Annotated in this window: 14 protein-coding genes; 3 read left to right on the forward strand and 11 right to left on the reverse strand. The window is 73.3% G+C overall.

What is annotated here, in order from left to right; translation table 11 throughout:
- Nucleotides 1-63: 63 nt before the first annotated feature.
- Together OHV05_RS14095 and OHV05_RS14100 are read right to left on the reverse strand one after the other, a co-directional pair.
- Entirely contained in the window at nt 64-774 is a 711-nt protein-coding gene (locus OHV05_RS14095) for an exonuclease domain-containing protein (protein WP_405017951.1), read from the reverse strand.
- Between the two features lie 147 nt (nt 775-921).
- Nucleotides 922-1,200 carry a glutaredoxin family protein gene (locus OHV05_RS14100; protein ID WP_405017952.1) on the reverse strand — a complete coding sequence of 93 codons (279 nt, stop codon included), beginning with the start codon at nt 1,198-1,200 and terminating at the stop codon, nt 922-924.
- 281 nt (nt 1,201-1,481) lie between these two features.
- Between OHV05_RS14100 and OHV05_RS14105 the strand changes: the two genes are divergently transcribed.
- The 3 genes from OHV05_RS14105 to OHV05_RS14115 all read left to right on the forward strand — a co-directional run bounded on the left by OHV05_RS14105 (nt 1,482) and on the right by OHV05_RS14115 (nt 5,089).
- A complete protein-coding gene (locus OHV05_RS14105) occupies nt 1,482-2,369 on the forward strand; it encodes an HAD family hydrolase (RefSeq protein ID WP_405017953.1) in 888 nt (295 codons plus the stop codon).
- 427 nt (nt 2,370-2,796) lie between these two features.
- The gene (locus OHV05_RS14110) at nt 2,797-3,624 is read left to right on the forward strand and encodes an ECF subfamily RNA polymerase sigma factor, BldN family (RefSeq protein WP_405017954.1); all 828 of its coding nucleotides are present in this window, start codon (nt 2,797-2,799) and stop codon (nt 3,622-3,624) included.
- Nucleotides 3,625-3,883: 259 nt separating this feature from the next.
- Nucleotides 3,884-5,089: a DUF5667 domain-containing protein gene (locus OHV05_RS14115; protein ID WP_405017955.1), complete on the forward strand. Its 1,206-nt coding sequence runs from the start codon at nt 3,884-3,886 to the stop codon at nt 5,087-5,089.
- A 52-nt stretch (nt 5,090-5,141) separates the two neighbouring features.
- On the opposite strand, the gene OHV05_RS14120 is transcribed toward OHV05_RS14115, so the two are convergent.
- The 9 genes from OHV05_RS14120 to proC form a co-directional block, all read right to left on the reverse strand.
- On the reverse strand, nt 5,142-6,146 hold the full coding sequence (locus OHV05_RS14120; RefSeq protein WP_405017956.1) for a lysophospholipid acyltransferase family protein: 1,005 nt from the start codon (nt 6,144-6,146) through the stop codon (nt 5,142-5,144).
- Nucleotides 6,147-6,153: 7 nt separating this feature from the next.
- Complete coding sequence (locus OHV05_RS14125; RefSeq protein ID WP_405017957.1) at nt 6,154-7,185, reverse strand: NAD-dependent epimerase/dehydratase family protein; 1,032 nt, start codon at nt 7,183-7,185, stop codon at nt 6,154-6,156.
- 140 nt (nt 7,186-7,325) lie between these two features.
- Nucleotides 7,326-7,424, reverse strand: a complete 99-nt coding sequence (locus tag OHV05_RS14130) for a 30S ribosomal protein bS22 (RefSeq protein ID WP_003948845.1) — start codon at nt 7,422-7,424, stop codon at nt 7,326-7,328.
- 122 nt (nt 7,425-7,546) lie between these two features.
- Nucleotides 7,547-7,756: a helix-turn-helix domain-containing protein gene (locus OHV05_RS14135; protein WP_057231645.1), complete on the reverse strand. Its 210-nt coding sequence runs from the start codon at nt 7,754-7,756 to the stop codon at nt 7,547-7,549.
- A gap of 117 nt (nt 7,757-7,873) precedes the next feature.
- Entirely contained in the window at nt 7,874-8,701 is an 828-nt protein-coding gene (locus OHV05_RS14140) for a phosphatase (protein WP_405017958.1), read from the reverse strand.
- On the reverse strand, nt 8,698-9,888 hold the full coding sequence (locus OHV05_RS14145; RefSeq protein ID WP_405017959.1) for an acetoin utilization protein AcuC: 1,191 nt from the start codon (nt 9,886-9,888) through the stop codon (nt 8,698-8,700). The genes OHV05_RS14140 and OHV05_RS14145 overlap by 4 nt, the downstream gene beginning before the upstream one ends.
- 49 nt (nt 9,889-9,937) lie before the next feature.
- The gene (locus OHV05_RS14150; protein WP_405017960.1) at nt 9,938-11,098 is read right to left on the reverse strand and encodes an MFS transporter; all 1,161 of its coding nucleotides are present in this window, start codon (nt 11,096-11,098) and stop codon (nt 9,938-9,940) included.
- A 140-nt stretch (nt 11,099-11,238) separates the two neighbouring features.
- Nucleotides 11,239-11,898, reverse strand: a complete 660-nt coding sequence (locus OHV05_RS14155; RefSeq protein ID WP_405017961.1) for an HAD family hydrolase — start codon at nt 11,896-11,898, stop codon at nt 11,239-11,241.
- A 22-nt stretch (nt 11,899-11,920) separates the two neighbouring features.
- Nucleotides 11,921-12,733 carry a pyrroline-5-carboxylate reductase gene (proC, locus tag OHV05_RS14160; RefSeq protein ID WP_403040945.1) on the reverse strand — a complete coding sequence of 271 codons (813 nt, stop codon included), beginning with the start codon at nt 12,731-12,733 and terminating at the stop codon, nt 11,921-11,923.
- Nucleotides 12,734-13,081: the final 348 nt, after the last annotated feature.

The following is a 13,081-nucleotide window of genomic DNA, read 5'->3' on the forward strand; positions in this document are numbered from 1 at the left end:
GGTGTCCGATTTGTCCGGGCACAGTGACGCGCATCACGCCGGATGTGCGACAGTGTGCGCCACTCATCGCTCCGCGCCCAGAGCAGTGAGCACCAGACCTGGCGGTTCGACGCCCTGCGGCCACGGGCCGTACGGCGCCTCGCGGCGGATCAGCGGCAGCGCACCGGCCTGACGCTGGGACAACGCCCGGCCCAGCCGGGGCCAGGGCAGCCCGGCGGCCTCGGACAACGGCGGGGACCAGTCCGGGCGCGCGCCGGTGACGTACCGGAGCAGGTCTGCGGTGGCCTGGGCGTCGCCGAGCGCGGTGTGCGCCGGGTACCAGCCGAGCCCGGCCGCCTCGACGCAGGCCGACAGGCCGTACCCGCCCGCCCCGGCCAGGTGGGCCCGGGCCAGGCGCAGCGTGCAGAGCGTCGGTATCGACGGCAACGGGACCCCGATCCGGGCGAACTCGCGCTCCAGGAACGCCTGGTCGCAGCTGACGTGGTGACCGACCAGCACCCGCCCGGCCAGCAGCTCCAACAGGGTCGGGGCGACCTCGCGGAACCGCGGCGCACCGACCACGTCGGCCTGGCTGATCCGGTGCACATGGGTCGGCCCGACCGGCCCGACCGGGTCGATCAGGGTGCAGAACTCACCCTCGGCCCGGAGTTGGCCGTCCAGCAGCACCACGGCGATCTCGACCACCCGGTGCCGCCACGGACTGCGGCCGGTGGCCTCGACGTCCACGACGGCGAAGCCGCCCGCGCCGGGCGGCAGTTGTCGGCCGGGAAGCATGAATGCTCTCCTCCGTCATCCAGCCCCCGGCGGACAGAAACGTTTTAGATCGTAAGCCGACGAATTGACGTTTCCTAAGCCGATCTTCATTTTTGCAGGCAACGATTTGGCGAAGCACCCCCGCCGATCGGAGGGGCTGCCGTGGCGTCAGGCGCCCAGCGCCGCGCGCAGCCGGCGTTCGTCGACCCGCCAGAAATCGTGCTGCTTGCCGTCGATCAACGTCACCGGGATCTGCTCCCAGTACTTCCGGTACAGCTCCTCGTCCTGGGTGATGTCCCGCTCCTCGAAGCCGCTCCCCAGCTCCCCGGTCACCCGCACGATCACCGCCCGGGCGTCGTCGCACAGATGGCACCCGGGCTTCCCGATCAGGGTCACCGTCCGCTCGGCGGGCTTCTTGCTGGCATCACGTCGCAACAGTGGGGTCACCGCCCCATTCTGGCCCAAGGACTCGGGGCTGCACTCTGGGCAGGCGCGCGGGCGTCTACGGTCAGGGGCTCGGGGAACTGCGAGGAGATCTGGCGCCGGGGTCACGTACGAAAGTGCCTGACCACTTACGCGACGATCACCTTGTACGAGGCCGGCGTCGCAGTTCCCCGAGCCCCTGACTCCGTAGCGGGCTGAGCACCTGCCAACAGCAGAGCCCCGAGCCCCTGGGGGTTGCGTCTGCGTTCAAGTGCCGGTCACACGGGCTGGCTATGCTCGGGGCCATGGTCGCCCTCAGAAGGCTCACCCACGTACGGCGCTCCCCCAGCGAGCAGTCGGCCCTGGCCGGCGAGGCCGCCGCCGCCGCTGCGGAGGACCACACGCCGACCCCGGACGACCCGAGGGCCGCCGCGTTCTTCGACTGTGACAACACCATCCTGCGCGGTGCGGCGATCTTCTACCTGGGCATCGGCCTGTACCGGCGGAGGTTCTTCACCCGCCGCGACATGGTCAGGTTCGCGTGGCAGCAGGCGTGGTTCCGGCTGCACGGCGCCGAGGACCCGGCGCACATGGCGGACGCCAAGGACCGGGCGCTCGGCCTGGTGGCGGGCAAGCGGACCGCCGAGCTGGAGGAGATCTGCGAGGAGATCTTCGAGGACGTGATCACCCGGAAGATCTGGCCCGGCACCCAGGCCCTGGTGCAGCTGCACCTGGACGCCGGGCAGCGGGTCTGGCTGGTCACCGCGGCCCCGCAGGAGGTGGCCAGGATCATCGCCCGGCAGCTCGGCATGACCGGCGCGCTCGGCACGGTGGCCGAGGCGGTGGACGGGGTCTACACCGGCCGGCTGGTCGGCGGGCTGCTGCACGGCGAGGCGAAGGCGGCGGCGGTCACCGCGCTGGCCCGGCGGGAGCGGCTGGAGTTGAGCCGGTGCGCCGCGTTCAGCGACTCGGCCAACGACATCCCGATGCTGGCGCTGGTGGGCCACCCGTACGTGGTGAACCCGGACTCGGCGCTGCGGCGCCACGCCCGGGCCAACGGCTGGCGGGTGCGGGACTTCAGGACCGGCCGCAAAGCGGCCAGGATCGGCCTGCCCACCGCGGCCGGCCTGGGCGTGCTGGCCGGTGCGACCGCCGCCGCGTTGGCGCTCCGGCGTCGGCACCGGGCGGCCTGACGACCGGTCAGCACGGCGCCGGTGGCGGCTCACTCTTAAGGGCGAACTCCCGCGCCGGATCCGGGCGCTCCGATCGTGTCCGACCGTGACCGGAAGCGATCGTTCGGAGACTTGGGAAAGTCGGGGGTTGCCGGGGCCAGAACCCGGGAATCGGGCCCGTCACCTCCGGAAACTGTCACCCGGTGCACACGGGCGATCACTTTGAGCCGAGCGACTGGCGCCAGGTTCGGTCAGTTCCAGCCGCATATGCATGGCAAGCGGATCTCAAACGACCACTTCGGCCACAGGGTGTAGCTGTCATTGCACAAAGCGTTATTCTCTCCTGGATGCACGCCACCCACACGTCCCCGTTGACGAGGGGTCAGTCGGAGTGTGCTCTCCGCGCAGGCGGAGGTGATCCGTCCACAGTTCTGCCTCTGGGAGTCCCGTGTACCCACCCGTCCGGAACGACGCGCCTGCCTCCTCCCGCCCGTCGCCCGCCAACTTCCGCCGCGGTACACACCTCGACCGACTCCGGTCCGCGATCCGCGAGTTCGAGCTGTACGTGCCCCAATCGGCCCTGGCCGGCGTCCCGTTGGCGGGCGGGGTGGCCCTGCGCTCCTCCACCACCACGGGCGGCACCGGCACCCGCAGCAGGGTCGGCGCGGGCACCGGCCCCGGTTCCCGGAGCAGGGCCAGAACCACGCCCACGCCCGGGCTCGAGTCCGAGCACAACCCGATCATGGAGCTGGTCGAGCGGGCCCAGGCCGGCGAGAGCGAGGCGTTCGGCCGGCTCTACGACCACTACTCGGACACCGTCTACCGGTACATCTACTACCGGGTCGGCGGGCGGGCCACCGCCGAGGACCTGACCAGCGAGACCTTCCTGCGCGCGCTGCGCCGGATCGGTACCTTCACCTGGCAGGGCCGGGACTTCGGCGCCTGGCTGGTGACCATCGCGCGCAACCTGGTGGCCGACCACTTCAAGTCCAGCCGGTTCCGGCTCGAGGTCACCACCGGCGAGATGCTCGACTCCAACGAGTGCGAGCGCAGCCCGGAGGACTCGGTGCTGGAGTCGCTCTCCAACGCCGCCCTGCTGGACGCGGTCCGACGGCTCAACCCGCAGCAGCAGGAGTGCGTCACGCTCCGGTTCCTGCAGGGGCTCTCGGTGGCCGAGACGGCCCGCATCATGGGCAAGAACGAGGGTGCCATCAAGACCCTGCAGTACCGGGCGGTGCGGACGCTGGCCCGACTGCTGCCACCCGACGCCCGGTGACCGCAATAGCTGACGATGCGTCATATCAACTGCCTGGTCTCCACGGTCGGGTGAACGAGCGGTCAGATGCTCTGCTTAATGCGGAAGAGGGGCCGTGCGTAACCGACGCCCCGCCCTGCTCGTTGGCCAACTTGCAAGCCCCCGCCGGGCCGTCGGTCAAGCAGGATCGGCCACGCTCACCCGATGGAGTGGTTTTGGCCCGCCGAGGCAACCGTCCGGCAGGCCGGGGAGTCCACAACGACGAAGGGAGGTGTGGCCCGTGACGGCAAACATGCTGGAGCACCGGCGGGCGAGGGCCTTCGCCGAGGCGCTGGAGGCCCACCACGAAGAGCCCCACCAGGGGGACCGGAGACCCGGCAGCAGTCGGCCCGGCGGCTCCACCGCGATGGCGGAGCTGCTGACCATGGCGGACGCCCTCGGCGCACTGCCCGAGCCCGAGCTCAGCACCGAAGCCAGGACGCTCCAACGCGCCCAGCTGATGGCCGCGTTCGAGCGCGACTGGACGGGCAGCCCGGCCGCGCGGGTGCCGCAGCAACGCAGGCACCGGGCGGTCAGGTCCGGGGCCCGGCTGCGCTGGGGGCGGCGGCTGGCGATCGGCGGTCTGGTGGCGGGCGTCGCGGTCGGCGGTTTCGCCGGTGCGGCCGCCGCCAGTTCCAACGCCCTTCCGGGGGACACCCTCTACGGCATGAAGCGCGGTCTCGAGGACCTCCGGCTGAGCTGGGCCGGTTCCGACTCCGAGGTCGGGGCCCTGCTGCTGGACCAGGCCTCGACCCGGCTGGAGGAGGCGCAGAGCCTGCTCGGCCGGGCGGACACCGGCACCACGTTGAGCCCGGCCACGGTGGAGCAGGTCCGCCGCGCCCTGGACGACATGCACACCGAGGCGGTGAAGGGCCGGGAGCTGCTGCGTTCGGTCTACCGGAGCAACGGTTCGCTCGCCCCGATGCGCAAGCTGGCCGGCTTCGCCGACGGCGAGGACGAGCGCTGGGCGACCGTCCAGGGCCGGCTGCCCGCCCAGCTCACCGGTCAGGCCAGCAAGGTGAACGAGCTCTTCGACGACATGACCGAAGACGTCGCACCGCTCCGGCTGGCCCCGCCGCCGGCCAAGGGCGGCGCGCCCGCCGCACCCGGCGGCGCGCCGCAGTCCTCCACCGGCGGCGCCTCCCCGGCCGCCGGTGCCGGCACCGGCTCGGCGGACCACCCGCGCACCGACCCGGGCCGGCCCAACCCCGGTACGGGTCAGGGCGCCACCCCGCCGAGCGGCAAGGCCAGCCCCGGTCTGCTCGACAAGCTGCTGCCGGGCGTCACCGGTGGCGGTGCGGCCTCCCCGGCCGCCGGTACGCCCGAGCGGGCCGCCGAGGCGCCCGCACCGGCCGCGGGCGACCCCGCCCAGGACCAGCCGCCGACCCAGGAGCTGCGCATCCCCGCGCTGATCCCGGGCCTGCTGCCGGAGATCTCGCTGGGTTGAGCGCACCGAAGCGGTGGGCCGGAGGATGCTCCGGCCCACCGCTGACGCATGCTCAGAAGAAGACCGACCGCCGCTGCACCAGCAGCTTGTACAGGGTGTGCTGGATGGTCTCCCTGACCTGGTCGGTGAGGTCGAAGACCAGCATCGGGTCGTCCGCCGCCTCCGGCGGGTGGCTGTCGGTCGGGATCGGCTCGCCGAACTGGATGGTCCACTTGGTCGGCAGCGGGATCGCGCCGAGCGGCCCGAGCCAGGGGAAGGTCGGCGTGATCGGCAGGTACGGCAGCCCGAGCGCACGGGCCAGCGTCCGGGCGTTGCCGATCATCGGGTAGGTCTCCTCGGCCCCGACGATCGAGCACGGCACGATCGGCACCCCGGCCCGCAGCGCCGAGGCCACGAAGCCGCCCCGGCCGAAGCGCTGGAGCTTGTACCGCTCCGCGAACGGCTTGCCGATCCCCTTGAAGCCCTCCGGCCAGACCCCGACCACCTCACCGCGCTCCAGCAGCGCGGCGGCGTCCTCGCCGCAGGCCAGCGTGTGCCCGGCCTTCCGGGCCAGCTCGCCGACCACCGGCAGCACGAAGACCAGGTCCGCCGCGAGCATCCGCAGGTGCCGCCGCCGGGGGTGGTGGTCGTGGATCGCGATCTGGGTCATCAGCGCGTCCAGCGGGACGGTGCCGGAGTGGTTGGCGACGATCAGCACGCCGCCCTCGGCCGGGATGTTCTCGATCCCCCGGACCTCGACCCGGAAGTACTTCTCCGCCAGCGGGCGGAGCATCGAGAGCAGCACCTCCTCGGTGAGCTCCCGGTCGAAGCCGAACTCGTCCACCTCGTAGTCGCCGGTGATCCGGCGCCGCAGGAAGGACAGGCCGCCGGCCGCCCGCTGCTCCCAGCCCTTGCCGAGCGCCCGGGTGGCGGCCGAGCCGAGCGGACCGGCCAGCGCGCCGCCGACCGCGTCGGCGATCCGGTCCGCCAGGGCGGGCCCGGACGGCTCCGGCTGCCAGCTCGGCGCGGACTCGATCGGGATCACCTTCGCCTGCGCGGCGTCCCTCGCAGCGGTCATCTCGGCCTCAGCTCCTCGGAGGGTTCTGACGGGTCAGCAGCCCCGCCAGCCGGTCGGTGGCGGCGGCCAGCCGCTCGGGCGGCAGCAGTCCGCCGGTCTGCGCGGCGGCGAAGTCGGCGAACGCCTCGGAGGTGGTCATGGTCGGGCTCCAGCCGAAGCCCTCGCGCAGCTGGGTGGTGTCCACCACCCGTCCGTGGCTGAGCAGTTGGATCTGCTCCGGGGAGATGTCGGCCAGCCCGGTCCGCCGGGCCAGGCCGGCCACCACGCCGAGCGCGGGCCCGAGCAGCGGGACGGTCGGGCGCCCCAGCCGGCGGGCGCACTGGGAGAGCAGCAGCACGCCGTCCCCGGCCACGTTGTAGGTGCCGGGCCTGGGCTCGGTGGCCGCCAGGTGCAGCAGCGCGACCGCGTCGTCCTCGTGCACGAACTGCAGCCGGGGGTCGCGGCCGAGCACGGTGGGCAGCACCGGCAGCGCGAAGTAGTCGCAGAGCGGGGTGTCCCCGGCCGGACCGACGATGTTGGCGAACCGCAGCACGGTGACCGCCACGTCGGGGCGGCGCCGGGCGAAGCCCCGGACGTACCCCTCGACCTCGGTGGCGTCCTGGCCGAAGCCGCTGCGCGGCAGGGCCTTGGGCGGCATCCGCTCGCCGAACACCGCCGGGTCGCGCGGGGCGGAGCCGTAGACGGCGGTGGTGGACTTGACGACCAGTCGGCGCAGGCCGGGTGCCTTCTGGCAGGCCCCGAGCAGCTGCATGCTGCCGATGACGTTGGTCTCCTTGGCGGCGGCCCGGCCGCCCCGCACCCCGGCGCTGACGTCCAGGTGCACCACGGTGTCCACGTCGTGCTCGGCGATCACCCGGGCCACGGCGGGCCGGCGCAGGTCCACCCGGACGTACTCGACGCCGTCGGCGGTCATCCCGCCCCACGGCTCCCGGCTGTCCACCCCGACCACCCGGTCGATCCCCGGCCGGCCGGCCAGCCGGGCGGCGAACCTGGCCCCGAGGTGCCGGGCCACGCCGGTGACGAGCACGACCTTGCCCACTGCGCCGCACCCCTCTCGAAAGCCCTGCACGCACCGTATCGCGCCGGGCTTCGATCCGGGCAAACGACAGCGCCCGCCCCGGCCTGAGCCGGGACGGGCGCTGACGGTACACCTGGCGCGCAGGGCGCGGCCGTGGGTGCCTACTTCTTGTTACGACGCTGAACGCGAGTGCGCTTCAGAAGCTTGCGGTGCTTCTTCTTGGCCATACGCTTGCGACGCTTCTTGATGACAGAGCCCACGGAACTACCCTCGCTCACTGAGACTCTCGTCCGTGAGAGACGGAGTCCATACGACTGACGGAGGGCCTAGCCTACCCGCCACTGCGGTGAAGCCGTAATCGTGCTCCGAAGAGGCCCCAGCTCTACGCGCTCTCAAGGCGCACGTAGGACTCCCTGAGGTACTCGTGGACGGCCTGCTCGGGGACTCGGAAGGAGCGGCCGACCCTGATCGCGGGCAGCTCTCCGCTGTGCACCAAGCGGTACACCGTCATCTTGGACACCCGCATGACCGAGGCAACCTCCGCCACGGTCAGGAAGACGACCTCCTGCAATGGGCGTTCGCCGGAACTCATGACCCTCACCCGACCCTTACCCGTGTGCAAGGCACCGACTTCCCCTTCGGTGACTCCACCGGCACACGTGTATCCCCAGAGTAGTTAAGGGTGGTACCAGTGGGAAGAGGGAGAAGCTCAGTCCTTGTACGGTGCGAGATCCGCTCGTTGCAGTACGTAGTCGCTCAGCGCTCTGTAGCAGTCCGGGTGCGCACCGTCGTCCACCGGGACGGCCACCGCCACGGTGCCCTCGGCCTCGCCGACGAACGGCGCCACGTCGTTGCAGTCGGCGAGCCCACCGGCCGGGATGCCGAGCCGGCCCGCCCCGCAGAGCCAGCCGTGGTCGCCCAGCACCAGGTCGGGCAGCGGGTGGCCGGCCTCGGTGAGCGCGGCCAGCGCCAGCCGGACGGGCCCCGGCGAGTGGGTGTGCAGCAGCTCGCCCGCGCCGTCGGTGGAGCGGACCACCAGGACCGGGCCGACCGCGTCCAGCACGCAGCCGCGCTGTCCGGCCGGGGTGGGCTCGCGGAACCGGGTGCCGAGCGCGGGCGTGCGCAGGGCGCAGCCCGCGCGCCCCAGGGCCCCGGCGAGTGCGCCGTGGAAGCCCGCCAGCTTGTCCGGGTGCCCCGTCCCGGCCAGCACGGCGCCCCGGCGGCCTGCGGTGGCCGCCAGCAGCTCGGCGAGGCGTTCCAGGCCGTCCACGGTGCGCTCGGGGTCGATGGTGTCCGGTCCCTGGGCGTACCCGAAGTCGGGGTGCACGCCGACCCGTTCGGCCATCAGGTCGAGCACCGCGCCGGTCCCCCAGCGGCGCTCCGGGTCCAGGCCCATCAGCGCCACCGGGTCGGCCTGGCCGAACAGCCGGTAGTGCCGCAGGTTGTTCTGCCGGGGCGTCGGGACGGCCGGGCCGGCCAGCCGGTGCCGGAGCAGGTGCGCGATCAGCTCGGCCCGGGTGCGGGCGGGGCGGCTCACGGCAGCAGTCCGTGGTGCGGGAGGACGGCGCGACGGGCGGCCAGGATCGCCTGGTCCAGCCGGTCGCCGGGGTCGTAGCCGTGGTCGTGGAAGTCCCGCCAGTGCGGCTCGACGCCGTCGGTCATCCGGGCCGGGCCCGGCCGGCCGGTCAGCCGTTCGGCCTCGGTCCGCCACCCGGCCGGGAGCTCGGTGCCCGGGTCGATCGGCTGCCCGGCGGCGATCGCCACCAGCTGGGTCCAGGACGCCGGGACCACGTCGGCCACCGCGTACCCGCCGCCGCCGAGGGCCAGCCAGCGGCCGTCCGCGTAGTGGTGGGCCAGCTCGTGCATCGCCTCGGCGACCAGCCGCTGGGCGTCCAGACTGACCGTCAGGTGGGCCAGCGGGTCGGCCAGGTGGGTGTCGGCGCCGTGCTGACTGACGATCACCTGCGGCCGGAAGGCGGAGAGCAGCTCGGGGACGAAGGCGTGGAAGGCGCGCAGCCAGCCCGCGTCGCCGGTCCCGGCGGGCAGCGGCAGGTTGGCGGCCGTGCCGGGGGCGTCCGGGCCACCGGTCTCGGTGGCCCAGCCGGTCTCCGGGAAGAGGGTGGCCGGGCTCTCGTGGATCGAGACGGTGAGCACCCGGGGGTCGTTCCAGAACGCCGCCTGCACGCCGTCGCCGTGGTGCACGTCCACGTCCACGTACGCGACCCGCTCGGCGCCGAGCTCCAGCAGCCGGGCGATCGCCAGCGCGGGGTCGTTGTAGACGCAGAAGCCGGCCGCCCGGTCCGGCATCGCGTGGTGCAGCCCGCCCGCGAAGTTGACGGCGTGTCGGACCTCCTCGCCGCGCCAGACCGCCTCGGCCCCGGCCACCGACTGGCCGGCGATCAGCGCCGAGGCGGTGTGCTGGGCCTTGAACGCCCAGTTGTCGGCGGTGCCCAGGCCGTGCGCGGGGTCGCAGCGCTCCGGGTCGGCGGCGATCCGGCGGACCGCCTCCAGGTACCCGGCGGTGTGCACCAGCCGCAGGGTGGAGTCCCCCGCCGCCGGCGCGGCCCGGACGGTCACCCCGGGCGCGGTGGTCAGGCCGAACGCCTCCACCAACCGCATGGTGAGCGCCAGCCTGGTCGGGTCCATCGGGTGCCCCGCCCCGAAGTCGTACGAGGTGACGGCCTCGTCCCAGTACAGGTGCAGACCGCTGCAGTTCTCGGACATGGGGCCCACGTTATCGGGCGGCCGGGTCGGGGAGCCGTCGGACGCTCCCCTAGCCGAAGTGCCGGGCCAGCGGGAGGATCGCCAGGATCAGCACCATCGGGGCCAGCAGCGCCAGTCGGAACGAGCCCGCCTCGGCGAGCGCGCCGACCAGCGGTGAGCCGAGCAGGAAGCCGACGTAGTTGAACAGGTTGAGCCGGGCCACCGCCGCGTCCGAGGCGTCCGGGTAGCGCCGGCCGCCCGCCGCGAAGACCTGCGGGATGATCGCGCAGATGCCGAGGCCCAGCACGGTGAACGCGGCCACCCCGGCCCACTCCCCCGGCGCGGCGGCCGCCAGCGCGAAGCCGAGCGCGGCCAGCGCCGCCCCGCCGCGCACCACCGGGACCGCGCCCCAGCGCTCCACCGCCCGGTCGCCGAGCGCCCGGCCGAGCAGCATCGCCACCATGTAGCCGAGGTAGGAGAGCTTGGCCAGGTCCTCCGGGCTGCCCAGCACGTCGGTCAGGTACTTGACGCTGTAGTTGGAGACCGAGGCGTCGGCGATGTACGCGAAGGCCATCGCCGCGCACAGCGGCAGCAGCGGGCGCCAGGGGATCCGGGCGGCCGCGGCGGTGGCCGCCTCCCGGACCGCGTCGCCGAGTTCGGCCGGGCCGGGGAAGCGGGTGCCGACCAGCAGCGCCAGCGGGATCAGCAGGGCGGCCGCACCGCCGAACAGCACCGGCAGGTCGAGCTCGTAGTGCGACCCCAGCCCGGCCAGCGCGGCACCGAGGATGCCGCCGAGGCTGAACGCGGCGTGGAAGCCGAGCATGATGCTCCGCCCGTACCGGCGCTGGAGGCCGACCCCGAGCATGTTCATGCTTGCGTCCAGGCCGCCCACCAGCAGGCCGAACAGGCCCAGCGTGATGGCGAGTTGCCACAGCTCGTCGCCCAGGCCGACCAGCGCCAGGCTGACGCACACGGCGGGCTGCACCACCCGCAGCACCACCTTGGCCCCGACCCGCCCGGCCACCGACTCGGAGGCCACCGACCCGACCCCGGCCAGGATCGGCACCGCCGCCAGGAAGACCGGCAGCAGCCCGTCGCTCAGCCCGTACCGGCGCTGGATCTCCGGTATGCAGGTCACCAGCAGCGCGAAGGTGACGCCCTGGAGCACGAAACTCACCGCCACCGCCGCCCGCGACCGGCGCAACCGCGCGTCCACCTGCTGCTCGGGCATGGCTCGGCCTCGCTCACTGTCGGCGCTACCGGCCGGTACGGAGATGTTGAGCCGTGAGCGTAGGCGTTCGATCGTGTTTGCGGGAGGGGTCGAACCGAATCTTTGCCCGGGGCGGCCGGGAGGGCCGGGAGGGCCGACGGTCAGCTGGGGAGGCCCAGCAGGGCCGGTACCTCGGCCAGGGAGGTGATCAGCCCGGTGGCCCCCGCGCCGGTGAGCTTGGCGGGGTCGGTCAGCGCGGCGTAGCCGTACACGTCCATCCCGGCCGCCCGGGCGGCGAGCACGCCGTTGCGGCTGTCCTCGAGCACCAGACAGCGGGCGGGCTCGACGCCCATGGTGCGGGCCGCGTGCAGGAACAGGTCGGGCGCGGGCTTGCCGATGCCGACGTCCTGGGCGCTGAAGATCCGCTGCTCGGCGTGGTGGTCGCGCAGGCCGGTGCGGTCCAGCGCGGTCCTGATCCACTCGTGGTGCGCCGAGGAGGCCAGGCAGTACCGCACGCCGTGCTGCCGAAGGGTCTTCAGCAGGTCCTCCGCCCCCTGGACGGCGGTGAGTTCACGCTCGAAGGCGGCGAACACCCGGGCGTGGAACAGCTCGTCGAAGCCCGGCGGCAGGGTGGCCCCGTGGCGCTCGCCGATCACGTCGTGCACGGTGTGCGCGGCGCAGCCCATGTAGTCCCGGTAGGAGTCCTCGATCGTGGTCGGGTACCCGAGTTCGGTCAGGTACTCGGCCAGCACCCGGTTGGAGATCGGCTCGCTGTCCACCAGCACGCCGTCGTTGTCGAAGATCACCAAGTCGTAGCTCACACCGGCGAGCCTACTGGGGTGGTCACTTCCCGCCGGAGGCCAACTCCTGCGAGCGGTTCCTGGCCGCCTCCAGCGCGCCGAGCAGCGCGGCCCGCACGCCGTGGTTCTCCAGCTCGCGGATGGCCGCGATGGTGGTGCCGGCCGGGGAGGTGACCGCCTCGCGCAGCTTGACCGGGTGCTCGCCCGAGTCGCGCAGCATCACCGAGGCACCGATCGCCGACTGCACGATCAGGTCGTGCGCCACCTGCCGGGGCAGGCCGAGCAGGATGCCCGCGTCGGTCATCGCCTCGACCAGGAAGTAGAAGTACGCCGGTCCCGAACCGGACAGCGCGGTGGCCGCGTCCTGCTGGGACTCCGGCAGCCGGAGCGCCTTGCCGACCGAGCGGAAGATCTCCTCGGCCCGCAGCAGGTGCCGCTCCTCGGCGTGCGAGCCGCCGGAGATCACGCTCATCCCCTCGTCCACCAGCACCGGGGTGTTGGGCATCACCCGGACCACCGGCGTACCGGCCGCGAGCCGGGCCTCGAACCAGCGGGTCGGCACGCCGGCGGCGGCCGAGATCACCAGCCGGTCCGGGCTGACGTGCGGGGAGAGCTCCTCCAGCAGGGTGCCCATGTCCTGCGGCTTCACCGCCAGGATCAGGGTGTCGGCCAGCTTGGCCGCCTCCGCGTTGGTCACCACCGTGACGCCGTACCGCTCGACCAGTTCGGCGGCCCGCTCCGGGCGGCGCGCGGTGACCAGCACGTCGCCGGGGTCGGTGCCCGCCCGCAGCAGGCCGGAGAGCAGCGCCTCGCCGATCTTGCCGGTACCGAGGAAGGCGATCTTCTGTCCGGACATGGCCGCTCCTTACGTACGTGTGCGGCCATCCTCGCACCAGGCCGGGCGGGGCCGGGGCGGCGTTCCACGGTGTGGGCAATGTGCGTGGCCGACACCCCGACGACCGGGCGGTGTCCGCCCGGACCGTGCCCGGCCGGTTCCGCTCCGCCGTACCGTCGCGGCACCCCACCCATGGCCTCCACCCCCACCCAGGAGCCGCCACCATGCACGTCCGTTCCCTCCCCAGAGCCGCCTGGGCCGTGCTGACCCTGCTCGCCGTGCTGGCCGGGCTGCTCGGCCTGCAACCCGGCCAGGCCCGCGCCGCCGCCACGCTCACCCAGGTCACCGGCTTCGGCTCGAACCCGGGCA

Origin of the sequence: Kitasatospora sp. NBC_00070 (assembly GCF_045041205.1) — a bacterium.
In the GTDB taxonomy this organism is placed as follows: Bacteria; Actinomycetota; Actinomycetes; order Streptomycetales; family Streptomycetaceae; genus Kitasatospora.